Source organism: Undibacterium sp. 5I1 (assembly GCF_034314085.1).
Lineage (GTDB): Bacteria > Pseudomonadota > Gammaproteobacteria > Burkholderiales > Burkholderiaceae_D > Undibacterium.
Genome location: NZ_JAVIWI010000001.1, coordinates 1,343,837 through 1,369,853 on the forward strand (window position 1 = coordinate 1,343,837; position 26,017 = coordinate 1,369,853).

The following is a 26,017-nucleotide window of genomic DNA, read 5'->3' on the forward strand; positions in this document are numbered from 1 at the left end:
TGACGGCGTATTTCGCTCATTTTTGAGGTCCTTCGTTGCTCATGGCTGTCCATGAGCGTCTTATTGACAACAAGCGCGCATCAGAACTGCCGCGAGAGTGCATCCGTCAACATCTCAAATCCTAATAGAAATTTTCGGCTAAAAAAAAGCGTGTCGCTCTAAGTAGAGCCGACACGCTTTTTGGATTATGCCTTACGGTCTGATCAGATGATTAATTACGAACGGGTGATAGGCAAGCTCAATTCTTCGCCGGGCAACGACATATGTTTTGCCAGTTCTAATTTAGCGATGGCATTGCGGTGCACTTCATCTGGACCGTCGGCCAGACGCAAGGTACGGTTGCCTGCCCATTGTGCTGCCAATGGGAAGTCGCCCGATACGCCGCCTGCGCCGTGCGCCTGAATTGCCCAGTCCAGTACCTGTTGAGTCACATTCGGCGCTAATACTTTGATCATGGCGATTTCTGCCTGGGCAAACTTATTACCGACGGTATCCATCAGGTACGCTGCTTTCATCGTCAACAAACGTGCTGTATCGATCTGAATACGGGATTCTGCTATCCGCTCACGCCAGATACTTTGCTCCGAGACTTTTTTACCAAAAGCGACCCTGCTGTTCAGACGTTTGCACATGAGTTCCAATGCGCGTTCTGCGACGCCGATGGCGCGCATACAGTGGTGGATACGACCAGGGCCAAGACGACCTTGAGCGATTTCAAAACCACGACCTTCACCCAACAATAAATTGGATGCTGGCACGCGTACGTTTTCAAACAAAATTTCGCAGTGGCCATGGGGCGCATCGTCATAACCAAAAACCGGCAGAGGACGTACTACAGTAATGCCAGGTGTTTTGGCATCAACCAGTATCATCGATTGTTGTGAATGACGTGCCGCATTGAAGTCAGTTTTGCCCATCAAAATGTACACGGAGCAGCGTGGATCGCCCGCGCCAGAGATCCACCATTTATGACCATTGATCACATAATGATCGCCATCCCGGTCGATGCGAGTTTCAATATTAGTGGCGTCGGATGAGGCGACGCCAGGTTCTGTCATGGCGAACGCGGAGCGGATTTCACCTCGCAGCAAAGGCTCTAGCCATTGTTTTTTATGTTCTTCGGAGCCATAGCGTTCAATGGTTTCCATATTGCCGGTATCGGGAGCAGAGCAATTGAATACTTCCGGCGCCCAACTGACTTTACCCATGATTTCGCACAACGGTGCGTAATCCAGATTGGATAAACCTTCTGGCGCACGTGCCGATTTTGGCAAGAACAGATTCCACAAACCTTGCTCACGTGCTTTTGGCTTGAGGTCTTCAATGATTTTAGTAGCAATCCAGCGATTGCCTTTTTCTGTGCCGTTGCGGTCGATTTCTTCTTTGTAGGCTTTCTCGTTCGGATAGATATGCTGATCCATGAACTTGAGTAATTTACTTTGTAGTTCCTTGCAACGGTCTGAGTATTCAAATTCCATGCTTGTCTCCTGATGGGTTTGTCTTGCTGTTATTGCTGCTATCGCTGTAACTGTGCTTTTGTTTTAACTGCTTGCGGTATTTTTAAGGCTAGTCAGAAATTGCGCGTTTGTGTTGACTACTTATTGACGTAACTCCAACCTAATTCCGCCATTGGCCGTGCGGCTTCACCAGATTTTTTGGCTTGCGCGCTGGATGCTGTGCCATCGACATAGCGCTTCATAATGCCTTGCAAAATACCTGCCATGCGGAACATGTTATAGGCGAGATAGAAGCTGAAATCTTCCTGACGTATTGTTTTGCCAGTTCGTTCACAATATTTCGCGATATATTCTTGTTCGCTCGGAATACCTAGCGCTTGATGATCCAGACCTTTGGTACCCCGGAACTGTCCGGCGGTAACATGCCAACTCATGCAGTGATAAGAGAAGTCTGCCAGCGGATGGCCGAGGGTAGATAATTCCCAATCCAATACCGCCAAAATACGGGGTTCAGTTTTGTGGAACATCATATTATCCAGACGATAATCGCCGTGAACGATGCTGGTGTCGTCGCCAGGCGGAATGTTATTTGGCAACCAAGCAATCAGGTTGTCCATTGCCTCAATTTTTTCGGTTTCTGACGCTTTGTATTGCTTGGTCCAGCGATCAATCTGGCGCGCAAAATAATTGCCTGGGCGGCCATAGTCTGACAAACCAATGGCGGCATAATCAATCGTATGCAATTGCGAGATAACGCGGTTCATCTCATCATAAATCTCGGCTCGTTGGGATGGCGTCATACCCGGCAAGGATTGATCCCATAGGACGCGGCCATCGACAAATTCCATGATATAAAAAGCGCGACCGATGACGTCTTCATCAGTACACAGTGCATATTGTTTAGCCGCGGGGAAACCCGCCTTATTCAAGGCATTCATTACCTTGAACTCGCGTTCAATTGCGTGTGCGGAGGGAAGTAATTTAGCGACCGGACCAGGTTTGGCGCGCATCACGTAGCGTTGATTTCCGGCGGTGATTTTGAAAGTAGGGTTCGACTGACCGCCTTTGAATTGCTCTACGGTCATTCCGTCTGCAGCTTTTGCATCAAAGCCTTCAACATGCTGGCGCATGTAATCAGCCAATGTAGCCACATCAAATTTTTGACGATCGGCGACGGGCATTGTGCCCATAAATTCTTCAAACATCTTGTCTCCTATTTCACTGCAGTTGAGTGTTTTTATTTTATGCGGACTGACGCCTGTCACTTTAGCTAAGGTAGTGCTCCTATCCTTGGGACGGCACAGTCGTCTTGACTGCGCTTTGCTGTAATGATTTTAAGTCAGTTCTATTTATAAAACTATTTTAGCTTAAAAAATCGTACGTCCGTACTATTTTTATTTTCTGGTCGACGAGAGCGAAAAAAATCCAAAAAAAACCCGGCTGAAAGACGGGCTGATCGAGATCACTGGCCTACTAGATTCTGGTTCTAATGAAAAGTATGCAGTACATTGAGCATGCCATCGAGTCCTACGAAGTTAAGCGCTACATCAGCTTGCGCTCTGACAACGGGTTTTGCCCGAAAGGCAACTGACATGCCTGAGATACTCATCATTTTCAAATCATTGGCACCATCACCCATGACGATGACTTGATCGGTGGTGATACCCATTTCGGCGGCGACACGTTCTACTGTATTTTGTTTTTCTATTGCGTCGACGATGCCACCTATGACCTTACCGGTCAGTTTGCCTTGATCAATTTCCAGCACGTTGGCATGGGTATAGTCCAGGTTCAAACGAGTCTTCATGCGGTCGGTAAAGAAGGTAAATCCACCAGAGACCAGCAAGGTTTTTAAACCTGCTTGCTGTACCGTCTTCAGCATCTTTTCTGCGCCTGACGACAACTGTAAGCGCTCCTCATAGACTTTTTGCAACGCGCCTGCATCCAGACCTTTTAATAGAGCAACCCGACGCGTCAGGCTTTCTTGAAATTCAATTTCACCACGCATGGCAGCTTCGGTTATTTCTGAGACTTGTGGTTTTAGCCCTTGCATATCAGCGATTTCGTCGATGCATTCAATCGTAATCAGGGTGGAATCCATATCCATCGCGACCAGCTTAAAGTCGGCTAAGGTGCGAGATACATCGCTAAAAGTCACATCAAGATGCGCTGCCAGACAATCTGCTTCAATTTGCGCTTTCAGCACGTTAAGCTCTTTATCGCAGCGCAGATTGTCGAGGCGGACGGCATGCGTTCCAATCGCAAGAATGCGTTCTGCATGCGTGACGCTAGCGATATGCTTGATCAGCGCAAGATCACTTTTTAAAATTTGCCTTAAGCCTTGTATCGTTAAATGCATTTTTATTCTGAATTGATATGGATGGATTTTGGTTTATATTTTTAGCTTAATGCAATGCGCGTAAGGTTGCTTTGATTTGTGCAACCCGTGCTGCCAAGTCTGGCATATTGGCAGTAATGCGCAATTTGTCCTGACCATTAATTTTAATATGCTTATTTTTTTGTACTAACTCGATAATCTTCATCGCATCAATCGGCGGTTTGGGTTCGAATTGCAAAGTGGCTGCTTCGGTATGTGCATCAATTTTGATGATACCTAAAGGTTTGGCCGCGACACGCAGTCGGTGCGTTTCTAGCAAAGATTTGACCGGTTCTGGTAATTTACCAAAACGATCGATCATCTCTTCTTGCAAATTGTCGATGGCATCTTGTTTGGTGCAATTAGCAAGGCGCTTATAGATGGAGAGACGCTCATTCACATCACCACAGAAGTCGTTTGGCAATAGGGCAGGGATGTGCAGATTGATTTCTGTCGTGCTAGATAGTGGCGCTGCCAGATCTGGCTCTTTACCATTTTTGAGCGAGCGTACGGCCTCATTGAGCATGTCTGAGTAAAGCTGAAAGCCGATCTCATGCATTTCGCCAGACTGGTTATCGCCTAAGACTTCACCCGCACCGCGGATTTCTAAATCGTGCATTGCCAGATAAAATCCGCTACCCAGTTCTTCCATCTGCTGAATCGCTTCCAGCCGGCGATCTGCTTGTTTGGTCAGGGTTTGTACGTCGTTCACCAGCAGGTAAGCATAAGCTTGATGATGTGAACGGCCCACACGTCCGCGCAGTTGATGCAGCTGTGCCAGACCAAATTTATCCGCTCTGTGCATGATGATGGTGTTCGCTGTTGGAACGTCGATACCAGTCTCAATAATCGTGGTGCAGAGCAAAATGTTATGGCGCTGGGCGACAAAATCACGCATGACTTTTTCTAGATCGCGCTCATGCATTTGACCGTGAGCGACAACGACGCGTGCTTCTGGAATTAGCGTTTCCAGCATGGATTTTCGGTTTTGTATGGTATCGACTTCATTGTGCAGGAAATACACTTGTCCGCCGCGTTTTAGCTCGCGCAGGCAGGCCTCGCGTATGACAGAATCGTTCTCGCTACGCACAAAGGTTTTGATCGCTAGTCGTTTTTGCGGTGCCGTCGCGATGATGGAGAAATCACGCAAGCCTTCCAGTGCCATGCCTAAAGTACGTGGAATTGGCGTAGCAGTCAGTGTCAATACATCGACTTCTGCGCGTAACGATTTAAGTGCTTCTTTCTGACGCACACCAAAGCGGTGTTCTTCGTCAATAATCACTAATCCCAGACGTGAAAACTTGACATCATTAGACAGTAATTTATGAGTGCCAATCACGATATCCAAAGTGCCGTCGCCCATGCCTTTAATTGCAAGAGCGATCTCTTTACCGGAGCGGAAACGCGACAATTCGGCGATTTTTACAGGCCAGTTAGCAAAACGATCGGCAAATGTCTGTGCATGCTGTTCCGCTAATAGCGTGGTCGGCGCAAGGATGGCGACTTGTTTGCCGCCCATGACCGCGACAAAGGCGGCACGTAAAGCGACTTCTGTTTTACCAAAACCAACGTCGCCGCAAATCAGTCTGTCCATTGGTTTGCCGGACGTCATATCGCCGATGACGGCGGTGATGGCAGCGGCCTGATCAACGGTTTCTTCAAAGCCAAAGCTGTCGGCAAAGGCTTCGTAATCTTTGTGTGAATACTCGAACGCATGGCCTTGGCGCAAAGCGCGGCGTGCGTAGAGGTTTAATAACTCTGCGGCAGTATCGCGAATTTGTTGCGCCGCTTTACGCTTGGCTTTTTCCCATTGACCAGAACCCAGACTATGCAAAGGTGCATCATCGGGCGAAGCGCCGGAGTAGCGGGAGATGACATGCAACTGAGATACAGGTACATAAAGCTTAGTATCTTTGGCGTATTCCAGATGCAAAAACTCGGTTTCGCCTTCGCCCAGATCCATACTGATCAAGCCCATGTAGCGACCGATACCGTGATTGCTGTGTACCACCGGATCACCGATTTTGAGTTCGGACAAATCACGCACCATGTGCTCGACCTGAGTGACGGCTTCTTGCTTTTTGCGACCAATGCGCTTGCCTGATCCGGCGTATAACTCGGCTTCAGTGATGAAGGCAACGCCATCGGCTAATATAAAGCCCGAATGCAAGGGCGCAACGCCCAGCATGAGTTTGTCGCTGCCTGTGATGAAGTCATCATAGCCTTCACACAGCGTCAGGCGGATATCGTATTCATTGAAATATTGTTGCAGCGTCTCGCGTCGGCCCAAGGTTTCCGCGCAGATCATCACGCGTTTGTCTGTTTGTAGCAAAAAAGAGCGCAAATTGGTGAGCGGATCATCGGCGCGACGATTAACGGCAATATCGGGCAACAGACCAGAAATTTCTGAATTGGCCTTGGACGCAGCGTCACCAGTCGTTATCACCCAGCGCGACAATGACTTCAGCTCAGTAAAAAAATTCTCGTCACTTAAGAAAATCGATTCTGGCGGCAAGACTGGACGTTCTCGGTCGGATTTGAGAAATTGATAACGTGAGCGGGTATCTACCCAAAACCGCTGGATCGCTTCATCAATCTCACCAATCAGTGTGAAGTGCGTATGTTTTGGCAGATAGTCGAATAAGGTCGCACTTTCTTCAAAAAACAGCGGCAGATAATATTCAATCCCAGCAGACGCAATACCGTTGCCGATATCTTTGTACACCATGGAGCGCGAAGGGTCGCCTTCAAAGGTCTCACGCCAGCGACCACGGAACGCCGTGCGAGCCGCTTCGTCCATCGGAAATTCACGCCCTGGCAATAAACGCACTTCACGCACCGGATACAAAGACCGCTGCGTGTCTGCATCAAAGGTACGGATGGTTTCGATGCTGTCACCGAATAAATCGAGTCGATACGGCAGGACCGAGCCCATAGGGAACAAATCGATCAAACCGCCGCGCACTGAGTATTCACCCGGCGACATCACTTGCGATACGTGGGTATAACCTGCCAGCGTTAACTGCGTTTTAAGCTTGGCTTCATTCAGGGTTTCGCCCTGTTTGAAGAAGAACGTATAAGCAGCTAAAAACGAGGGAGGCGCCATCCGCACCAGCGCTGTGGTAGCAGGTACCAGCAAGACATCACAATTACCAATTTGGATTTCATGCAGGGTCGATAATCGTTCCGACACCAGATCCTGGTGCGGCGAAAACGCATCGTAAGGCAAGGTCTCCCAATCAGGCAGCAAATGGCAGCGTAGCGTCGGCACAAACCAGGGGATTTCATCCAGAAGACGTTGCGCATCTGCCGGATTGGCGACCACCACGCTCAGCATGCGCTGCTGCGCTTTGAGTGCAATTGTCGCTTGCGCTAATGCATAAGCGTCGGCGGAACCATGTAATGTGGGAAGTACAAAGCGATTGCCCGCTTTCGGAAGCGACTTAACGAGATCAAATGACATTGCGGAGTTGGTTGGCTATTCTGTGTGGCTGGGGGTATCGCACTATAAAATAGGAGCATGGTAACAATTGATTAATATTGAAACTATTACTGTTCATGCCCGCAAATGCGTTTTGCCACCAAGATGTTGGAGGTTAAAATGTGTCTCAATTATAAACGAAGCTGAACCAGCTTTTTTGGAGCATCCTGCTTTGATGACATCTGTCCCGAAAATTACAACACCAACGGCTCCAGTGACTTACTTTGCGCTAATCCCCGCCGCAGGTATTGGCGTCCGCATGGGTGGCGCTGTGCCTAAACAGTACCTGACCGTCGCCGGTCAAACCATTTTGCGTCACACGGTGCAGGCATTTTTGGCTTCACCGCCGATCAGCCACACCTATGTAGTGGTCAGCGCGGAAGATGTTTATGTGGAAGAGGCGCTGGCCGGACTGGATAAGGTCAGCATCCTGCGCTGTGGCGGTGCGACACGGCGTGAAACCGTGCGGAATGGACTCGATGCTATAGAGTCACATAACAAGCTCAATGGCAAAATCGGCGGACAAGATTGGGTACTGGTCCATGACGCGGCACGTCCGGGGTTGACGCCGGCTCTGATCAGCAAGTTGATTGAGCAAGTCGGCAACCATACAACCGGCGGTTTACTGGCGCTACCGGTGGTCGATACCGTCAAACGTGTGGCCAATGGCAAAGTCACGACGATTAGCCGAGACGGTTTGTGGCTGGCACAAACGCCGCAAATGTTTCGGCATGCTGCGCTGAGTGCTGCGTTAGATGCAAGCTTCCACGCCGCAGTCGAAATAACCGACGAATCCAGCGCGATGGAAGCTACCGGACAGGTTCCTATACTGGTAGAAGGACATGCCTGTAATCTGAAGGTGACCTTGCCGAGTGATCTGACTTTGCTTGAATCCTATCTGATTTCTTCTTAAAGCGTATATTTATACTGGGATGTAGTATTATTTATTGTCCATGTAATATATGGACATCAATGCCATTTTCTGCCTATACTCCCCATAATTTGACATATTTTGTATTTTGAGAATGCTATGACTGAACCATCGAACAGAATTGAAGCTTCCGCTGAAACACCTGCCTTTCCGCCATTCAGAATCGGCCAGGGATACGATTGCCATGCCTTAGTAACAGGGCGTAAATTGATTATTGGCGGTGTCGATATTCCACATACAACCGGTTTACTTGGGCATTCGGACGCGGATGTGTTGCTGCATGCAATTACGGATGCATTGTTTGGGTCAGCTGCTTTGGGAGATATTGGCCGCCATTTTCCAGATACCGACAAACAATTTGCCGGTGCGGATTCGCGCGTGCTCTTGCGTGAAGCGGTTGCACGTTTGCGCAAGGCCGGCTATCAGGTGGGCAATCTCGATGCGACCATCATCGCTCAAGCACCTAAAATGGCCCCTCACATACCCAGTATGGTTGCCAATATTGCCGCAGACTTACAAATCAGCATTGCCCAAGTCAATATCAAAGCAAAAACCAACGAGCGTCTTGGCTACCTTGGCAGGGAAGAGGGCATCGCCGCAGAGGCAGTGGTGCTGGTGTTTCGTAACTGACGGGACTACACTGAATAAAGAATCATTGACTGGAGAACAAAAAATGGACAAACAAAACCTGAAAGATTTGCTGAAGCAATTACACGAAGGTTTGCAAGAAGGTGCAGGAACGGCCGGGCAAGAGGGCACACAAGTAGTGGATACGGCAGATGTCGAACTGAGATCGTTGTTAAAAGAACTCAGTAATGATATTCATCATGTTTTAGATAAAGATGACAGCCCGGACGATCCGGTCTTTGCCGCCTTAAGCGAAAGATCGCAAGAACTATCAGCAAAATTTGCAGCGCAACATCCTAAGCTGGAACCAGTCTTACGTGAGCTTGGTGGTATGTTAGAGAAAATTGGGATTTGATTTTTAACATCTGATTTTTGAAGTGAGTAAAAATAAAAAGCCCGAAGTCAATTCGGGCTTTTTATTTGGGTATCGACATAAAGCGATGCTGATATCCGTAATCTGTCGCTGCCATTTTCTATCACTGGCATCGCTCATTTTTTACAGAGTTAAGTGACAGATCCGTTGTTTTTAATGAACTTCCATAATCCGCCAATCACCAGCGAACCAACTCCTGCACCAACGCCCAGTAAAACAATCGCGTTAAGATGATTGTGAATCAATGGGATATTGCCAAAAAAGTACCCACCCAGCACCAACGAAATGACCCAGATCGCAGCACCTGCAATATTAAATAGTTGAAATTTAGAAAAAGTCATATTTGAAACGCCGGCAATGAACGGTGCAAAGGTACGAACCACAGCAATGAACGGCGACATGATGAAGGTAACTCCGCCATGATTCTCATAAAACGTATGAGTTTTTTGCAGCGCGGAACGATTGAGCCATTTATAATTTTTGGCAAATACTTTCTGTCCGATCGCATGACCGATCCAGTAGTTGATTGTGCTGCCAGTAACAGCGGCGATAAATAATAGTGGTATCAGTACGCCAGCATGCAATGTGCCGGTAGCGCAAAACGTGCCGCTGATGAAGAGTAAAGGGTCTCCCGGAAGAAAAAATAACGGTAGTACCGCCATTTCTAAAAATACGATGGCAAATATGACGCCATATACCAGTGCGCCATATTGATCGCTAATGGCTCCGAGGTAATGATCAAAGTGCAAGACGAGGTCGCTCAATTGCGTGAAGTTCATTTTTTCCTCAAATTTAATTATTCTGAATCAAGCTAAGTCACTCAGATCACTCAGACTTAATGTTATTTCATCTTACTCACAATATTTTATGTAATCCCTTTTGTCCATATCCAATTGATCATGACCATCAATACAAGGGATATTAAGTAACTGAATAAGTGACTGAATTAAGTTATCCTGAGTGCATAACGATCATTTAATTTATTACAATTTCTGAGGGGAATTTGAATGGCTTCTTTATCTCTGCGTAACAAGCTCATTGCTATTTGCGTTTCTATCGTGATGCTGGGGATGTTTTCTATCGTTCTGGCTAATTTCTTCACTACCAAGTCGCGCATGTTGGAGTCGTTGAATAGTCAGATGGCTCAGCTCTCGCAGAATAATGCGACAACGATTGCAGAGTGGGTCAGGTCACAAAAAACAGTCGTCTCCTCGATCAAGCTCGCAGTCGATGCTCCCGATCCTATTCCTGCCTTGAAAGCCGCACAACAGGCTGGTGGTTTTGATCTTTCCTATATCGGCTATGCCGATAAACATCATGCTTTTTCGGAGCAACGGACTCGCGCTGCAGACTACGATCCGACTGCCCGTCCGTGGTACATCAAGGCCGCTCAGATCAACGGTCCTGTTGTGACATCTCCTTATACCAGCGCTAGCACCGCTAAATTATTGGTGACTTTTGCCGAGGCAATCGGATCGCCAGGTCAAGTATCCGCCGTCGTGGCATCGGACGTATTGCTAGATTCGGTTGTCAGCAATGTGAAGGCAATTAAGCCGACGCCAAATAGTTTTGCGTTCTTGGTTGATAAGACTAAAGGCAATATCATCGCCCATCCTAACCAGGACTTGATGCTAAAACCCTTGGCAGACATGGATCCTTCACTATCGGTCAAACGTCTGGATGAAATCAATACATCAAAAGGAAGTAGTGAAGTCAGTTTTGGCGGTCGTCAGGATCTATTATATGTAACGCAGATCGCGGGCACCGATTGGTTGCTGGCGATTGCGCTGGATAAGTCCGAGGCGACACAGGTACTGAGCGCATTGCTGGTTTCTTCTGCAGTAACAGCGATTGTATTGACCGTATTAGCGGTGTTGCTGTTGACCGTCTTGGTGTCCCAATCACTCAAACGAATGGCGTTGGTGCGCGACGCAATGACTGAGATAGCCTCGGGTGATGGCGATTTGACTCGCCGTCTTGATACCGAAGGAGGGGATGAACTGGCGCAAATTTCAAATGCGTTCAACCGTTTTGTTGATAAGATCGAATCGGTCTTAATCGAGATACGGACGGCCAGTGAATCAGTCAAAGGCGCATCAGGCGAGATTGCTGCTGGCAATGCCGATTTGTCTTCGCGTACCGAAGCGCAGGCCGGCTCATTGGAAGAAACCGCCAGCACGATGGAAGAGTTGACCTCAACAGTCAAAATCAATGCCGAGAATGCCCATCAAGCAAATAAACTTGCCGTATCTGCCTCAGATGTTGCTGCCTCTGGTGGTAAGGTCGTGGCGCGCGTCGTGGAGACCATGGGTTCTATTAAAGATAGCTCACGTAAGGTTGTCGATATTATTGGCGTCATTGATGGCATTGCGTTTCAAACCAATATTCTGGCGCTGAATGCTGCGGTTGAAGCGGCTCGTGCCGGTGAACAGGGGCGTGGCTTTGCGGTAGTCGCGTCCGAGGTGCGCAATCTGGCACAACGATCTGCCGGTGCAGCAAAAGAAATCAAAGCGTTGATTGGCGATTCGGTGGATAAGGTGGATGTCGGAAGTGCGCTGGTGGATGAAGCTGGCAAAACGATGCAAGAGATTGTGTCGTCTATTCAACGCGTGGCTGACATCATGAACGAGATTACCGCAGCTAGCCAAGAGCAAAGCACCGGCATTGAAGAGGTTAACGGTGCGATCACCCATATGGACGATATGACGCAGCAAAATGCCGCCTTGGTAGAGCAAGCGGCGGCGGCGGCACAGAGTCTGCAAGAGCAGGCGGTCAATTTATCGAAAACAGTTGCCGTTTTTAAGCTGGGTAGCAATGAGGTTGTAAAACGTGTGGAAACACAGAGTAAATTAAATAGTAATAAAAGCAAGCAACAGCTGCTGATCAAGTAGGTTTGATTACGTTCTCAACAATGAGAACGTAATCAACGCAGTAAAATTTGATAGTCAAGTTGACAGGCAATATAACCTGCAAATAAATTAAAAAATAAACCTAAAAAAAATCTAATTGGAGTGAGACATGAACATGAAATTGCGACCTGATCGAAAGGTATTACTTGTTTCGCTAATGTTGCTTAGTGCTGGCATCGCCGGTTGTGGAGAAATGCAACCGCGTGCATCAGATTCTGGTGCTCCGGTTGTTATCGCCAAGCCGATCAGCTGCGCAGAATTGGGCGCGATGACAGTTTTACCCAAATCGATCTCGTTGCCAACAACGGGGGCCGTGATCACCAGTGTGATGACGATTGCGGCAGCCGGTTCCGGTGCAACGGCAGTTGGCGAATATTGTAAAGTCATCGGCGCGATTAATCCGGTGGATTCCACTGCACCACAGATTAAATTTCAGTTAAATCTGCCGACGGCCTGGAACAACAAGGCCATGATGTTTGGTGGTGGGGGCTATAACGGCACTATTGCTACAGGTCTCGGTAATGTGCCAGCGGGACCAGTAGATAAATTGTTGCCCTTAGGACGTGGCTATGCAACATATGGCAGTGACTCTGGTCATCAAGCGTATGCGAATGGAAGTCGTGATGGCACGTTTGGAGCCAATGACGAGGCGTTAAAGAATTTCTCCAGCGATGCACTGAAAAAAACGCACGATGTTGCAACCTACTTAATTCAACAACGATACGGGGTGGCACCAGCAAAAACGTATTTTGCTGGTGGATCTACCGGTGGTCGAGAAGCACTCATCGCCGTAACCAATTGGCCTAAAGACTTTGATGGTGCGATTGTTCTGTATCCCGCCTGGAATGCTGCGAGTCTAGATTTGCAGTTTGGGCGTATCACCCGAGAGCTCGCCAAGCCTGGCGCCTATTCCAATCGAGTCAAACGGAAAGTGCTGTATGACGCTGCGATGGCAGCTTGCGATAATCTGGACGGGGTTGCTGACGGCTTGATTAGCAATATCGCCGCTTGTAACGTGACGTTTAATCCTGCGGTCGTGCGTTGCGTCGGAGGCGCTGATACGGGCGACACTTGCTTATCGGATGCGCAGATCGCCGCATTTAATGTTGTCAATACTCCGCTGACACTGAATTACAGATTGGCAACAGGCGAAACACAGTACCCTGGCTTTAATACTTGGGGCACAGACTTCGGCATACCTAACAAAAGTCCGCTACAACCGACCGTCCTGACCTTAGCCTATGGTACCGAGCAACCTGCCAACCCTATGCCGCTAGTGACCGCCAGCACAAGCCCACCTTACGGAAGTACCTTCTGGGATCAATGGGTGAAGTATTTCGTCACTCGTGACGCTAGTTTTAACAGCTTGCTATTCGATCCGCAAAATCCGGGCGCTTACCAGTCACGCGTGATCGCACTAACTACAATTCAAGATGTGACTCAATTTGATCTCTCGGCATTTAGAGCTAGGGGCGGAAAAATATTGATGGCACATGGGATGGCAGACGCATTAGTTAGCACCAGAGCCACCGAGCAATACTATGAGCATGTGAAACAAGTCATGGGTACAACAAAGGTCGATAGCTTCATGCGTTATTACGAAATTCCAGGTTATGGTCATGCTGTCAGTAGTGTCTTCAATGCCTCATGGGATTCATTAACCACACTGGAGAACTGGGTTGAACACAACACACCACCATCACCGCAAATAGTCGCTGACAGTGCCGGCGTACCGGGCCGTACCCGGCCCTTGTGCGAGTATCCCAGCTGGCCAAAATATGCAGGGCAGGGTGATATGAATTTGGCGACAAACTATGTTTGTTCGGTCAAGTAGGGCAGGAATCGAACACCAAATCATGTTGAACATATTTTAATGTCGAATCTGGAGAAAGATAATGAAAACTACAGCACGAGTAAATAGGTTAATTTCCTCTGGCTTGTTAGTCGCCTTATTTTGTTATGTGGGACTCGCTGTACCTGCTGTCGCAGCAGAAGCTACGGTGAAAGTGACGCCCTTAGGTAGCCACGACGGTGAGTTTTGTGCAGCTGACCGTGCCTTGATTTTTGAAGATCCCGACGGCACTCGCATTCTTTATGACGCCGGTCGGACCGTACGAGGTGGAACCGATGTGCGACTTGGCAAAATTGATGGTGTTCTTCTGAGTCATGTACATGGCGATCATCTCGGCGACATCCATCAGGCGACTGCGAATGCTGGATCATGCTCTGCGCCTGATTTTTCTGTGAAAAGTATTCCTTCGTCGGTGATGGAAGAGGTAGTCTTGAACAAAAAGGCCAAACTATTCGTCGGCGGTGAGATGGCCAGTTTTTTCTCACGCAGAATTAAAGAAGCAGGAGGGACTACCGATCTTGTCCAGCTGGTCCGGTTTGGTGGACAGAGCAAAATCGGTGGTATTAAGATTGCCAGTGTGACTGCGGCGCATTCCAACGGACTGGATTCTAAATTTCTGGCAGCGCCACTTTCAGAAACGCTGTCGACTAACGGTCTGACCGCATATGTCGGCCCGGCTGGCGGCTATGTGCTGACATTTTCGAACGGTTTAGTTGTCTACCTCTCTGGCGATACCGGCATCATTGCAGATCAGGAGGCCGTTGTGCGACGCTTTTATAAAGCCAAGCTGGCAGTGTTGAATATTGGCGGTACGTTTTCAACCGGGCCACAAGAGGCAGCCTACGTAATTAATGATCTGGTGAAACCGAATGCGGTGATCGCATCACACGCAAATGAGGCAGCGACTAAGGACGGAAAATTAATCGAGGGTAGCAAAACCATGGAATTTAGAACTGCGGTAAAAGTGCCAACCTACATTCCTTTAAGTGGCAAAACTATGGAGTTTGATAAAGACGCTAAATGTGTTGCAGGTTGCTAAGCTTCCATTTTTCTTCTAATTATTCAGCTGGTAAAGAATAAAAAAATGGAGTGCTTAATGGCACTCCATTTTTAATTTCAACAATAAAAAAGAATTACAGACGTCCGCTGATCGTCACAAACAATTGACGTGGAGCACCAGTCAGCAAGGTCTGGAAAGTACCGGTTGGATCAGAGGTAGTAAATCCATTCGAGCCAATCGTACTGAAATATTGCTTGTCCAATAAATTCTCCACATTCACTTGGATAGAGAAATCTTTCAGACCCATAAAGTTCTTTTGTTTGTAACCCGCAGACAAATTCATGATCACGTAAGAAGGAACCTGTGCATCATTGGTGTAGGTATAGAAGCGCTTGTCTGTAAATTTACCTCCCAGTCGCGTGAACCAAACTGGATTTTCATATGAGACTTCTGTCTTAAACATCACTTTTGGTGAGTCAACGACTTGCTTACCTTCGATATTGACGACTTTTCCGTTGTCCAGATAGTTAGATTTATATTGCGAATTGTTGTACGTCAGAGAGTTAAACCATGACCAATCTTTCATCAAAGTCCACATCGCCGCAGCTTCTACACCGCTAGTCTGAACTTTACCGACGTTGACGAAGGTGCTAGGGCAACCGACAATTCCTGCACAAGTTGCCACCTGCAACAGACGGTCATCAAAGTTAGCGTAATAAGCAGCGACAGAGCCGACCAGATTGTCGCGTTTAAAGCGATAACCCAGATCAAGCGTAGTTGAAGTCTCTGGTTTAATCGTTGCAGAGCTTAAATTAAACGCAGTTTGAGTTTGTGAGAAAGGACCGTTAACGCCCGGTTGGTAAGCGCGCATATTTTGAGACAAGCTAGTGAACAGCTCGTCATTTTTATTCAGCGAGTAGCTCAAGCCCAATTGCGGTAAAAACGTCTTTTTCGCTACAATTTGACCTGCCGCACGTGTACCGATTAGACTAGTCGAATCAATCGTGACTTTCGGTGTTTTAAAACCAAAGTTCAGCTTTAATTGATCGGCCATTAAAGAGACCGTGTCTTGCGCATAGAACTGGGTCGTGGTCGTCGTAAAGTCTTGTTTGAATCCAGTGCTGGTCGGATTACTTAAGAAATAATTCGTATCTTGCGGTCCGCTGACGTTATAAAAATTTCTGGTCAAAGTATGCAGACTACGCTCGCCCCAAAAACCAGCATTCACTGAATGTTGGCCGACGTCCCAAGTGATATCAGAGATCAATCCATCGCGACTAATCGAGTATTCGGTCGTGCGAATCGAAATAGGGATACCGTTAGTAGAAGGCGTGTAGGGTGTGTACCAATGGCCTTGTCCCTCGTTACTATGATGGTAAACCGTCGTTTTTAAATAAGTCGAATCACCTAACTTATTGTCCATCGTAGCACCAAATAAATAATCTTTACGCAGACCGCTACCCAGATAATACGCATCGTCCAGACTATTTACACCGCCGGTAAAGATCCCTTTTGCCGCGTTGACGGCTCGTTGCCAATCAGGTTGATAGTTGTCCCAATTATAGCCAAGACGCTTAACCATTTCTATGGACATATCTTGATAGTCAGTCTCGCGACGATCAGAATAATTAAAAAAAGCCGTTAGTTTATTCTCGCCAAAAACATGAACCAGTTTTGAATTGAATTGATCCTGATCTTGCGGACCCGCGCCTTTCCATTTGTCTGCACGTTGACGTGTAACGCTAAAATACGCTTTGGTACCAGTAGATAACAGACCGGTATCAACACGTGCAAAGGTGCGGTAGGTGCTGTCACTGCCAACTGTTTGCGCTGCAGTAAAACCCATATCGTTCGTCGGGTCAGACGAGAAGAATTGAACCGTGCCGCCTAAGTTACTAGTTGATGCTGTGCCTACGGCACCAGCACCTTGAGACAACGTCACTCTACCGATATTTTCAGAAGAAATCGCACGGCTAATATGAAGGCCGTTGTTATTGCCGTAGCTCATGTCACCCAATGGCACATTGTCTAAGGTAAATCCCATTTGATTCTGATTGAATCCACGTACGCTGAAACGGGTCGACCATTCATACGCGCCAAACGGATCGGCAGACTGGAATGAGACGCCCGGCAATTTGTCCAACGTCTTTAACGGGCTCGTTCCCGGCAAGACCTTCATCAAATCATCTTTGGTGATGTCTTGTACTTGACGTGTTTTACCCTGACCAAAAATCGTCACATTGATGGGCTCATTTTGCGTTTCTTGGGCAAATGCGTTGCTCGCAAACGCTTGCAATAAAATCAGATAAAGAGGGGTATATCGAAAATTACGAAAATTCCGAGAATGGTGTGACACAGTTCTATCCTTTCAGTGGATAACTAGTTGATCTCAATTGGTGTAATGGTGTTCGTGAAGTAGTGGACTAAATTGACCTCAACGCAGCGCACTGTAGCGCGGTGATATGACGAAAAAATGACACTGGCTACAATTCAAAACGGATGAACTTTTTCACCACAGTTTGATGTTGGTTTGTGATCTCGTCATTTCAGTGACATAAACATCGGGTAAAAAAGGAAGTAAAAATTAACGCCGGATGTAATACTGTCGCCGCTAAAATTTACTTGGTAATGTGCGGTAATGATGTGGCTTTTTGACGTAAAGCAGTAACGAAAGTAGTCTCTAAAATTGAGCCGTCAGATATAAACAAGTTCCAGATGCGATCATAGAGCAAATAGGGAGTATTATTTATACGTCCATATAATAATTGGACAATAATCCATATTTATTAAAATAATGGGGGAGTATACTAAAATATCTGCTTCTTCAATCCTTACAAACAAACTTGTACTGCTTTGCTCTGACGCCCGTCAGGCAGATATCGGAACTTCATTTCAAAAGGTCTAAAAGGTATATATGCTGAAATATGGCTTAGTTGGATTTATGTTGTTGTCGTGCCTGGCATTGGATGTCAGTGCTGAAGATAATCATATCGATACGATCCGTTCTGATGCGCCAGAGCTTGCTCGGTACGGCAAGTTTTCTATCGGGGTGAAGACGTTGAATCTCACCAATCCACACCAATTGGATATCGTCCGTGCCAAGCCAGGATTGCCGACACCGTATTACGATCGGCCAGTGACAGTAGAAGTCTGGTATCCCGCCAAACTTGAAAAAGACCAACCCAGCTCAGGTGACTTACGTGTCATCACTCGTGATGGCAAAACGGAAGTGAGCTTGCATGGCAAAGCCGTGCGCAATGCGGCACCAGATCAGGCTGGCGGTCCTTATCCTCTCTTGATTGTGTCGCATGGCTATCCGGGCAATCGTTTCCTACTCAGTCACTTAGCAGAAAATTTATCAAGTAAAGGTTATGTCGTTGCATCGATTGATCATGCTGATAGTACCTACGGTGACCAGGGCGCATTTGGCAGCACGCTCTTGAACCGGTCACTGGATCAGTTGTTCGTACTCAATGCGATGGCAAAACTCAATCGTGACTCAACCGATTCGCTTAAAGGCATGATCAATGCGGATATGACCGGATTGATCGGTTATTCCATGGGAGGATATGGCGCGTTGAACACGATTGGCGCTGGCGTTACGGCTGCGAGCGTCGGTTTTTCTTGGGGAACACCGAACGGTGCTTTAGCGGTGCGTCAATCAGGTAACGCCGACTATATCGCTTCAATCGATCCCCGCATTAAAGTAGCGATCGTGTTTGCACCTTGGGGTTGGAATGCTGGTTTTTGGGATGCATCAGGATTGGCAGGGATCAAAATTCCGGTATTTTTTGTTGCTGGTAGCGCGGATGACGTGTCTGGCTATTCACCAGGAGTGAGAAATCTTTTTGAGGGAAGCGTCAATGCGCCTCGCTATTTACTTACCTATGAAAACGCCAATCATAACGCTGGTGCGCCCATACCTGCACCCAAAGAAACCTGGTCGCCAGTACCCAATCTTAAATTTATTCCAGCAGAACATTACATTGATGCCGTTTGGGATAACGCCCGGATGAATAATATTGCGCAGCATTTCAGCACCGCATTTTTGGGAAAATATTTAAAAAAAGAATCCGGCATGGACTCTTACCTGAATCTAGTGGAGAACGCCAAAGATGGTAAATGGTCAGTTGAGCCGAATGGCACGTTCAAAACTGATCACACGTATTGGAAGGGTTTTCCGGCGCGTAGCGCGGTTGGTCTGCGTCTTGAACAACGCGCGCCTGACGGAACCAAATAGGGTTTAGATTAATCTCTTACTGCAATGGGGCCAAAGCCCCTTGCTTGTTGTCATCTGCATTGAACGAATTTGTACTGTATTGGAAAAATATTGAATCCCTGGCTCTTACTCATGTTGACCATTTTGAGCGAAGTCATCGCGACAATTAATTTACGTTTGTCCGATGGTTTTACTAAAATCATTCCGTCCTCGATTGTCGTCGTTGGCTATGGACTCGCGTTTTGGGGATTGTCGGTTGTGATGCGTCGATTGGAAATTGGCATCGCTTATGCCGTCTGGTCTGGAGTAGGGACGGTAGCGACATCTATTTTAGGTGTGTTCTTATTTAATGAAGGTGTCAGTATTCCAAAGATCATTGGCATACTCCTTATCATCTCTGGCGTCGTATTACTCCACTCTGGCACGAGTAATTAAGCATCTCTGGATGTGCGGGTTTGACTAGCTATCCATCTGATCAGCTTGAAATTCATTGATGGCGCAAGAAGACAAAATGTCACTCCAAAATGAATAAAAGTCTTTTGGTCATCAAAAGGTCATATCTGTGTGAAAAAATATTTGGTTATTTGCCGCTATCAAGGGAAACATCCATGTATTTTGCCAATGTACTGTCCGCCCGAAAAATATCGTTTGTCCTCGCTGCGACCGCGATCAGTATTTCTCAGACTGGTGTCGCTGCAGAAAAGCTGCGCTTACTGACTTGGGCTGATTACGCACCAAAAGAAATTATTCAGCAATTTACAAAAGAAACTGGCATCGTCGTCGAAGTCACCATCTCTAATAACGAGGAAATGATTTCGAAGTTACGCGCCACGGGCGGCGCCGGATTTGATCTTGCGCAACCGAGTCAAGACCGGATCATCGGACCACTCGCTGAATTCGGCATGTATAAGCCGCTCGACCTCACCAAGATAAAAACAGACCGCTTCTTACCTGAGATGTTTGAAGCATCAAAAAAAGTTACGACCTACCAGGGCAAATCGTATGGCGTCCCGTTCTTCTGGGGAACAGATGGATTGGTCGTTGCAACTGACAAAGCAAAAATTGTCGACTATCTTGATTTGTGTCGTCCAGAATATAGCGGGAAAGTCGCAGTGCGACTGAAACGCCCAAGCCTGATTGCGGTTGCCTTCTCGATGGGACAAGATCCATTTAAGGCATACGGAAATCCTAAACAATATGAGCAAATCATGCAGGCCGCAGGCGAAAAAATGATGGCGTGCAAGAAGAACTATAAATATTTTTGGGAAAGCAAAGATCAACTACTAAACGATCTGCGTAGCGGTGAATTGGTCGCAGCGCAAATGTGGGACAGCGGTGGATGGAAATTGAATCGCGAATTACCTGCGCTCAAATTCATTGCGCCAAAGTCGGGGGCATTGGGCTGGATTGATGCCTATGCGATACCGGCAAAAGGCAAAAATGATGAGGCTGCCTATGCGTGGATTAATTTTGTAACTCGTCCAGAAATTGCCGCACGCATGGCGCAAATTTCAGGCAGTTTTACGGCGGTAAAAGGGGCTGATAGTTTGATGGATGCCAAGATGAAATCGCAATTGAATGATTCGTTTTCTCCGGAAGCATTTAAAAATATCAAATGGTATCCAGCTATTCCTGCAGGCCTAGAAGAAATCGACGGAAAAATCCTTGATCGTGTTAAAGCGAGTTTGTAGAAGATTATTTTAAGCATTCCTAATCGGTACTTCTCCTAACCTGGCAGTTCACTTTTGCAAGAGTAAATGAGTCATATTTCTAATAAAAAAATCGATTTAGCGATCTCTAACGTCACTAAACAATATACCTATCAAAATCAGTTATTTACCGCAGTTGATAAGGTCTCTCTTGAAGTTCCTAAAGGGAGTTTCTGTTCCATCTTAGGACCCTCAGGATGTGGAAAAACCACCTTGCTCCGCATGATTGCTGGATTTATTCAGCCAGATCAGGGTGATATTCTGATTGATGGAAAAAGTATGCTGCAGGTCGCACCGAATGTTCGTCCGGTGAATATGATTTTTCAGCACTTGGCCTTATTCCCGATGATGACGGTGGGGGAAAACGTCGCCTATGGATTGGAACGGCGCTCGGTCAAACGCGCAGAGATCAAACAAAAAGTCGCCGATATGTTGCGTCGAGTTGGCTTGCCTGATGCATCGGACAAGCGCATCGATCAACTCTCGGGTGGCCAAAAACAACGAGTTGCCATCGCGCGCTCTTTGATCCTCGATCCGACCTTGCTATTACTCGATGAGCCATTAGGCGCGCTTGACTTAAAGCTCAGAGAACACATGAAGCTGGAGCTAAAGCAATTACAAGCTGAAATAGGTACCACATTTATCTACATCACTCATGACCAGTCCGAGGCGCTAGTCATGTCCGATTTCATCGGCGTGATGAATAAAGGGAAGTTTGAGCAGCTGGGATCTCCACAAGATTTGTATTATCGACCGCAAACCGCGTTCGTTGCCAGCTTCGTGGGGAATAGTAACCAACTGTCTGGTCAGGTCGCCAATGCGAACGACAAATTTCTGGAAATAAAGGTGGGGGAGAATACCTTTATTCGCTCTGCGAACGTGCAAAAAATGAACACGGGCGCCTCTGCGGCATTATTTATTCGTCCTGAAAACATCGCTATGTCAATGAGACCGCCAACCGATATTGTGAGCGACAATCAGTTGGAAGGAAGCATCGGTACTATATTGTTTGACGGTGCTAACTCGTCGGTTGAGGTCAAGATCATCAACACGAAATTGTCAGTCAAAGTGGCGATGCCCCACACAGGTTTGAGCAATGTGTTTCAACCCGGTGCGCAAGTTTATTTGAGCTTTAATGCAGAGCATGTACATACATTTTCTGTCGATCTGAGCACGCACGGAAAACACTGAAACAGTTCATGATGAAAACCAACAATTCATCCATATTGTTATGGATACTATTGGCGCCAGCAGTGATCTGGTTGTCGATGTTGATTATATTTCCCCACCTTGAAATGCTGTTTCTGTCTTTGCAGACACGCGCCGGCCCTCAGGAATATCATTTCAGCTTAAAACAATACCAGACGTTTATCGATGAGCCTTTGTACTGGCATACCTTTCTGCGAACTGCGCTGATGTCATTATCTGCAACCGTCATTACATTGATACTGACATTTCCTGTTGCTTGGTATATCGCAAAAATAGCTGCGGGACGATCAAAACTGTTTTTGATGACCGTCGTCGTGTTGCCATTTTGGGTCAGCGAAATGGTGAGAACGCTTGGATGGATGATTCTTCTGCGCAGCAACGGCGTTATTCCCCAATTGCTGTATTGGCTAGGTCTGACCGATCATCCTGTTGATCTTTTGTATAGCGATGGAACTGTGATGCTTGGCCTAGTTTACTCGTCCTTACTCTTTATGTTGATTCCATTGGTGAATGCACTAGAAACATTAGACAGCAGTCTGGTGGAGGCCGCCTACGATCTGGGCGGAAGCCGTCTTAATATTTTGCGGCAAATACTCATACCGCACGCCGCCCCTGGTATTGCTGCCGGATGCATCATGGTATTTATGCTGACCTTGGGTAATTATTTAACACCCGTACTGTTGGGCGGCAAAAACTCCATGTGGTTCACTGAGCAGATTTATACGCAGTTCATTACCCGTTTTAATTGGGAGCAGGGTGCTGCACTGGCATTTATTCTATTGGGGTTATCTAGCTGTTTTGTCTGGTTGGGGCTGAAATTGAGCGGACAATCATTTGATGAAGTAATGAGGCGTTCATGATCCCCAGTATTCGACAATCGCGTTTCACGCAATTCATCAGAAGCGGTTACCTGGTTTATTTTTTCATTTTTCTGTTCCTGCCTTTATCCATTGTTGCGGTCTTTTCGTTTAATGACGCTCCTTACCCTTTTCCCCCTTGGAAAGGTTTTACCTGGGACTGGTTTTTCGCCAACGGAGCCGGTGAGCGAACGGGTCTCTTTTTTGACCAAGAGATTCTAGATAGTTTGATTAATAGCGGTAAGGTCGCTTTGGGCGTGACATTTTTTAGCGTTCTTGTGGGCACCGGAAATGCGTTTCTATTGGAGCGATTTCGATTCCGTGGACAGCAATTGTTATCGCAGATGATGTTGATCCCGCTGGTTATTCCCGGCGTCATTTTAGGAATTTCCATCTTGTCGCTAATGAGCAAACTCGCTCAGTTTGCTGATGATGTATTTGGATGGGAGCTCGATTTTTTAAGGCCCGGTTTGTTTCTGGTCGCTTTAGGGCAATTCTCTTATATCGTCGCGATCGCAACACTGACGATCAGCGCCCGCCTAAAGCGTCTTGATATGAGTCTGGAAGAAGCCGCGATGAACTTAGGCGCCAACAAACGCGCCATCTTTTTAACCATTACGCTGCCCTATTTAAAACCAGCGATTTGGGGCGCTGTACTGATGTCGTTCTTACTGTCTTTTGAAAACTTCAATACGACTTACATGCTCGCTGGCAGCGACGCACCGCTCACTGTCTTAATGTACGGACGAATGAAGGAGGGCGCAACTCCGGTAGTTAATGCCATTAGTTTAATGATGATGTTGGTTTCTGGCGTCATTGCAATGGCGTTGTATTTTGGCGGGAAGAAAAAAACCTCAATGTCTTAAATTCGGATGAATAGCCGGTGAATAGCCAGTCAAATGGCGGAGCAAAGACAATAAACGCCTCAACTCGTAGTGATCAGGATGTTAAATAATAGAATTGACTAAGTAATGATCGAAAAAATACTCCTCACTAGTATTTGTAAACGTCATTGTAATGATTGGTCATTATGGGAGATTATTTAAATTAGTAGGGGAGTATATTAATTTCCTTCTCAAACTATCAATCAATTGGGCAATGCCTGATTTTATTCTTGATGCAGAATAGGCGATTCTAATCAAGCGCCATTACGTTTACCTTGAACTGCAGTACTTGCGATCCAATTTGATCCGTCCGCTTAGGTCGAGGCTCATATCCGGCTTATCCGGTCTCCGCTTATATCCGGTCGTTTTCCTCATGCTGCACCCGACGATTTAATGTTGAGGCACTGTTGACGCTGCATGCTGATTTTACTGAAATCGCGTAACTGACTTTCTTTCGTATATTTTTTCCTAAGCGCGCTATCGAACTGAGACCAATCTCATCAAGGCGCATTATTAAAAAATAGATTGGCCTTGTAAATGACCGTCCATCGCAATTCTGCGAGCAATGCAACGTTTACAAATTCCATTGAAAGAGGTTTCCATCATGTCCTATCAAAGTATCAATCCGAATGACGGCAAGACACTCAAAACATTTGAGCATTTAAGTAAAACCCAACTTGAGAGTTCATTGGATAGTGCTGAATCCTGTTTCCAGACATGGAAGCAGACCAGTTATCAAGAGCGCGCTGCGATCGTAAAAAAAGCGGCCAAATTACTTCACGCGCGTGTAGACGATTTCGCAAAACTGGCGACGCTGGAGATGGGCAAACGCATCGATGAAGCGCGTGGTGAAGTGAAATTCAGCGCAGACATCCTGTCGTATTACGCGGATCATGCAGAAGACTTTTTGAAGCCAGTGAAGCTCAATCCCAAAGTCGGTGAGGCACATATGGAGAGCAGTCCATTTGGCGTACTGTTTTGCGTTGAACCGTGGAATTTCCCTTATTACCAACTTGCACGTGTCGCTGGTCCGCAACTGATGGCTGGTAATGTCTTAGTGGTAAAACATGCGGGCTGCGTACCGCAATGCGCTATCGCGTTTGAACAGCTTTGGATTGACGCTGGTGCGCCAACAGGTGCCTATACGAACCTGCTGATTACGCATAAACAGTCTGACATTGTGATTGACGATCCTCGTATCAAAGGCGTGGCATTAACAGGTAGCGTCGCGGCAGGGCGGATGGTTGCTGCTCGTGCCGGACAAAACCTGAAGAAGACGTCTATGGAGCTCGGTGGCAGCGATGCGTTTATCGTGCTGGATGATGCGGATCTGGAAAAAACGATTCCATGGGCGGTCTGGGGGCGAATGTATAACGGGGGACAAACCTGTTGCGCAGCTAAACGTTTCATTGTGATGGATTCTATTGCGGATGAATTTCTGGAGAAATTTTCGTCGGCATTGTCTGGATTAAAACCCGGTGATCCGATGGATGAAACAACGACGCACGGGCCTTTGTCGACCGAGGCGGCATTAGTTCAATTACTACAGCAGGTCGATAGCGCAGTGAAACATGGCGCCAAGCTTGTGATGGGTGGCAAGCGTCTTGACCGTCCAGGCTCCTTTATGGAAGTCACGATCCTGACGGACATCAAACCAGATAATCCAGCGTTCCGTGATGAATTTTTTGGTCCGGTGGTTTCCTTTTATCGCGTCAAGGACGAAGCTGCTGCTATTGCACTGGCTAATGATTCTGACTTTGGTCTGGGCGGGTCTGTATTCACCAAAGACATAGCTCGCGGTAAGCGTGTGGCAAGCCAAGTCGATACGGGCATGATGTTTATCAATAACCTCGATTGGTCAGATGCAGAACTGCCGTTCGGCGGGGTCAAATATTCTGGTTACGGACGCGAATTAGGCAACATGGGAATTCAAGAGTTCGTCAATAAGAAACTTGTTCGTATTGCGGATCACGCTGCACCTGTTTGATCGATCGCAGAATCCAGTTGCAAGTATGAAGGTCTAGGTTTTGACATTAATACTTGCGCGCGGACGTATTGCAAAATCCCTCAAATCTTCTATCACTTACAAACGACACATTCGCGCAACAGCTTCTACACATTGGAAAAAATTC

General features: G+C 47.0%; 19 protein-coding genes. 13 read left to right on the forward strand and 6 right to left on the reverse strand.

Annotation, left to right across the window (positions count from 1 at the left end):
* Positions 1-215: 215 nt before the first annotated feature.
* The 4 genes from RGU72_RS06065 to mfd all read right to left on the reverse strand — a co-directional run bounded on the left by RGU72_RS06065 (position 216) and on the right by mfd (position 7,297).
* Entirely contained in the window at positions 216-1,478 is a 1,263-nt protein-coding gene (locus RGU72_RS06065; RefSeq protein ID WP_322118879.1) for an acyl-CoA dehydrogenase family protein, read from the reverse strand.
* 116 nt (positions 1,479-1,594) lie between these two features.
* On the reverse strand, positions 1,595-2,662 hold the full coding sequence (locus RGU72_RS06070; RefSeq protein ID WP_322118880.1) for a phosphotransferase: 1,068 nt from the start codon (positions 2,660-2,662) through the stop codon (positions 1,595-1,597).
* Between the two features lie 281 nt (positions 2,663-2,943).
* A complete protein-coding gene (serB, locus tag RGU72_RS06075) occupies positions 2,944-3,816 on the reverse strand; it encodes a phosphoserine phosphatase SerB (RefSeq protein ID WP_322118881.1) in 873 nt (290 codons plus the stop codon).
* Between the two features lie 46 nt (positions 3,817-3,862).
* Positions 3,863-7,297, reverse strand: a complete 3,435-nt coding sequence (gene mfd, locus RGU72_RS06080) for a transcription-repair coupling factor (RefSeq protein ID WP_322118882.1) — start codon at positions 7,295-7,297, stop codon at positions 3,863-3,865.
* Positions 7,298-7,490: 193 nt separating this feature from the next.
* On the opposite strand from mfd, the gene ispD reads away from it, so the two are divergent.
* The 3 genes from ispD to RGU72_RS06095 all read left to right on the forward strand — a co-directional run bounded on the left by ispD (position 7,491) and on the right by RGU72_RS06095 (position 9,228).
* Complete coding sequence (ispD, locus tag RGU72_RS06085; protein ID WP_322121569.1) at positions 7,491-8,228, forward strand: 2-C-methyl-D-erythritol 4-phosphate cytidylyltransferase; 738 nt, start codon at positions 7,491-7,493, stop codon at positions 8,226-8,228.
* A 117-nt stretch (positions 8,229-8,345) separates the two neighbouring features.
* A complete protein-coding gene (gene ispF / locus RGU72_RS06090) occupies positions 8,346-8,876 on the forward strand; it encodes a 2-C-methyl-D-erythritol 2,4-cyclodiphosphate synthase (protein ID WP_322118883.1) in 531 nt (176 codons plus the stop codon).
* Positions 8,877-8,919: 43 nt separating this feature from the next.
* The gene (locus tag RGU72_RS06095) at positions 8,920-9,228 is read left to right on the forward strand and encodes a DUF4404 family protein (protein ID WP_322118884.1); all 309 of its coding nucleotides are present in this window, start codon (positions 8,920-8,922) and stop codon (positions 9,226-9,228) included.
* A gap of 149 nt (positions 9,229-9,377) precedes the next feature.
* Here the strand turns inward: RGU72_RS06095 and RGU72_RS06100 are convergent, their stop codons facing one another.
* Positions 9,378-10,025 (reverse strand): VTT domain-containing protein, encoded by a 648-nt coding sequence (locus tag RGU72_RS06100; protein ID WP_322118885.1) that lies wholly within the window; start codon positions 10,023-10,025, stop codon positions 9,378-9,380.
* A gap of 228 nt (positions 10,026-10,253) precedes the next feature.
* On the opposite strand from RGU72_RS06100, the gene RGU72_RS06105 reads away from it, so the two are divergent.
* The 3 genes from RGU72_RS06105 to RGU72_RS06115 all read left to right on the forward strand — a co-directional run bounded on the left by RGU72_RS06105 (position 10,254) and on the right by RGU72_RS06115 (position 15,046).
* The gene (locus tag RGU72_RS06105; RefSeq protein ID WP_322118886.1) at positions 10,254-12,137 is read left to right on the forward strand and encodes a methyl-accepting chemotaxis protein; all 1,884 of its coding nucleotides are present in this window, start codon (positions 10,254-10,256) and stop codon (positions 12,135-12,137) included.
* A gap of 127 nt (positions 12,138-12,264) precedes the next feature.
* Positions 12,265-13,989, forward strand: coding sequence for a tannase/feruloyl esterase family alpha/beta hydrolase (locus RGU72_RS06110; protein ID WP_322118887.1), 1,725 nt, complete (start codon positions 12,265-12,267; stop codon positions 13,987-13,989).
* A 61-nt stretch (positions 13,990-14,050) separates the two neighbouring features.
* Complete coding sequence (locus RGU72_RS06115) at positions 14,051-15,046, forward strand: MBL fold metallo-hydrolase (RefSeq protein ID WP_322118888.1); 996 nt, start codon at positions 14,051-14,053, stop codon at positions 15,044-15,046.
* A gap of 94 nt (positions 15,047-15,140) precedes the next feature.
* Here the strand turns inward: RGU72_RS06115 and RGU72_RS06120 are convergent, their stop codons facing one another.
* A complete protein-coding gene (locus RGU72_RS06120) occupies positions 15,141-17,363 on the reverse strand; it encodes a TonB-dependent receptor (protein ID WP_322118889.1) in 2,223 nt (740 codons plus the stop codon).
* Positions 17,364-17,921: 558 nt separating this feature from the next.
* On the opposite strand from RGU72_RS06120, the gene RGU72_RS06125 reads away from it, so the two are divergent.
* The 7 genes from RGU72_RS06125 to RGU72_RS06155 all read left to right on the forward strand — a co-directional run bounded on the left by RGU72_RS06125 (position 17,922) and on the right by RGU72_RS06155 (position 25,872).
* Positions 17,922-19,247, forward strand: a complete 1,326-nt coding sequence (locus RGU72_RS06125; RefSeq protein ID WP_322118890.1) for a dienelactone hydrolase — start codon at positions 17,922-17,924, stop codon at positions 19,245-19,247.
* 90 nt (positions 19,248-19,337) lie between these two features.
* A complete protein-coding gene (locus RGU72_RS06130) occupies positions 19,338-19,661 on the forward strand; it encodes a multidrug efflux SMR transporter (RefSeq protein ID WP_322118891.1) in 324 nt (107 codons plus the stop codon).
* 173 nt (positions 19,662-19,834) lie between these two features.
* Complete coding sequence (locus RGU72_RS06135) at positions 19,835-20,917, forward strand: extracellular solute-binding protein (RefSeq protein ID WP_322118892.1); 1,083 nt, start codon at positions 19,835-19,837, stop codon at positions 20,915-20,917.
* A gap of 66 nt (positions 20,918-20,983) precedes the next feature.
* On the forward strand, positions 20,984-22,126 hold the full coding sequence (locus RGU72_RS06140; RefSeq protein ID WP_322118893.1) for an ABC transporter ATP-binding protein: 1,143 nt from the start codon (positions 20,984-20,986) through the stop codon (positions 22,124-22,126).
* 8 nt (positions 22,127-22,134) lie between these two features.
* Positions 22,135-23,004 carry an ABC transporter permease gene (locus RGU72_RS06145; RefSeq protein WP_322118894.1) on the forward strand — a complete coding sequence of 290 codons (870 nt, stop codon included), beginning with the start codon at positions 22,135-22,137 and terminating at the stop codon, positions 23,002-23,004.
* Positions 23,001-23,867: an ABC transporter permease gene (locus RGU72_RS06150; protein ID WP_322118895.1), complete on the forward strand. Its 867-nt coding sequence runs from the start codon at positions 23,001-23,003 to the stop codon at positions 23,865-23,867. The genes RGU72_RS06145 and RGU72_RS06150 overlap by 4 nt, the downstream gene beginning before the upstream one ends.
* Before the next feature lie 622 nt (positions 23,868-24,489).
* On the forward strand, positions 24,490-25,872 hold the full coding sequence (locus RGU72_RS06155) for an NAD-dependent succinate-semialdehyde dehydrogenase (RefSeq protein WP_322118896.1): 1,383 nt from the start codon (positions 24,490-24,492) through the stop codon (positions 25,870-25,872).
* Positions 25,873-26,017: the final 145 nt, after the last annotated feature.

What these genes read in the sequence shown, in the direction of transcription:
- RGU72_RS06065 (WP_322118879.1), bottom strand. Translation starts at nt 1,478, where the DNA reads ATGGAATTTGAATACTCAGACCGTTGCAAGGAACTACAAAGTAAATTA.
- RGU72_RS06070 (WP_322118880.1), bottom strand. Translation starts at nt 2,662, where the DNA reads ATGTTTGAAGAATTTATGGGCACAATGCCCGTCGCCGATCGTCAAAAA.
- serB (WP_322118881.1), bottom strand. Translation starts at nt 3,816, where the DNA reads ATGCATTTAACGATACAAGGCTTAAGGCAAATTTTAAAAAGTGATCTT.
- mfd (WP_322118882.1), bottom strand. Translation starts at nt 7,297, where the DNA reads ATGTCATTTGATCTCGTTAAGTCGCTTCCGAAAGCGGGCAATCGCTTT.
- ispD (WP_322121569.1), top strand. Translation starts at nt 7,491, where the DNA reads ATGACATCTGTCCCGAAAATTACAACACCAACGGCTCCAGTGACTTAC.
- ispF (WP_322118883.1), top strand. Translation starts at nt 8,346, where the DNA reads ATGACTGAACCATCGAACAGAATTGAAGCTTCCGCTGAAACACCTGCC.
- RGU72_RS06095 (WP_322118884.1), top strand. Translation starts at nt 8,920, where the DNA reads ATGGACAAACAAAACCTGAAAGATTTGCTGAAGCAATTACACGAAGGT.
- RGU72_RS06100 (WP_322118885.1), bottom strand. Translation starts at nt 10,025, where the DNA reads ATGAACTTCACGCAATTGAGCGACCTCGTCTTGCACTTTGATCATTAC.
- RGU72_RS06105 (WP_322118886.1), top strand. Translation starts at nt 10,254, where the DNA reads ATGGCTTCTTTATCTCTGCGTAACAAGCTCATTGCTATTTGCGTTTCT.
- RGU72_RS06110 (WP_322118887.1), top strand. Translation starts at nt 12,265, where the DNA reads ATGAACATGAAATTGCGACCTGATCGAAAGGTATTACTTGTTTCGCTA.
- RGU72_RS06115 (WP_322118888.1), top strand. Translation starts at nt 14,051, where the DNA reads ATGAAAACTACAGCACGAGTAAATAGGTTAATTTCCTCTGGCTTGTTA.
- RGU72_RS06125 (WP_322118890.1), top strand. Translation starts at nt 17,922, where the DNA reads ATGCTGAAATATGGCTTAGTTGGATTTATGTTGTTGTCGTGCCTGGCA.
- RGU72_RS06135 (WP_322118892.1), top strand. Translation starts at nt 19,835, where the DNA reads ATGTATTTTGCCAATGTACTGTCCGCCCGAAAAATATCGTTTGTCCTC.
- RGU72_RS06140 (WP_322118893.1), top strand. Translation starts at nt 20,984, where the DNA reads ATGAGTCATATTTCTAATAAAAAAATCGATTTAGCGATCTCTAACGTC.
- RGU72_RS06145 (WP_322118894.1), top strand. Translation starts at nt 22,135, where the DNA reads ATGATGAAAACCAACAATTCATCCATATTGTTATGGATACTATTGGCG.
- RGU72_RS06150 (WP_322118895.1), top strand. Translation starts at nt 23,001, where the DNA reads ATGATCCCCAGTATTCGACAATCGCGTTTCACGCAATTCATCAGAAGC.
- RGU72_RS06155 (WP_322118896.1), top strand. Translation starts at nt 24,490, where the DNA reads ATGTCCTATCAAAGTATCAATCCGAATGACGGCAAGACACTCAAAACA.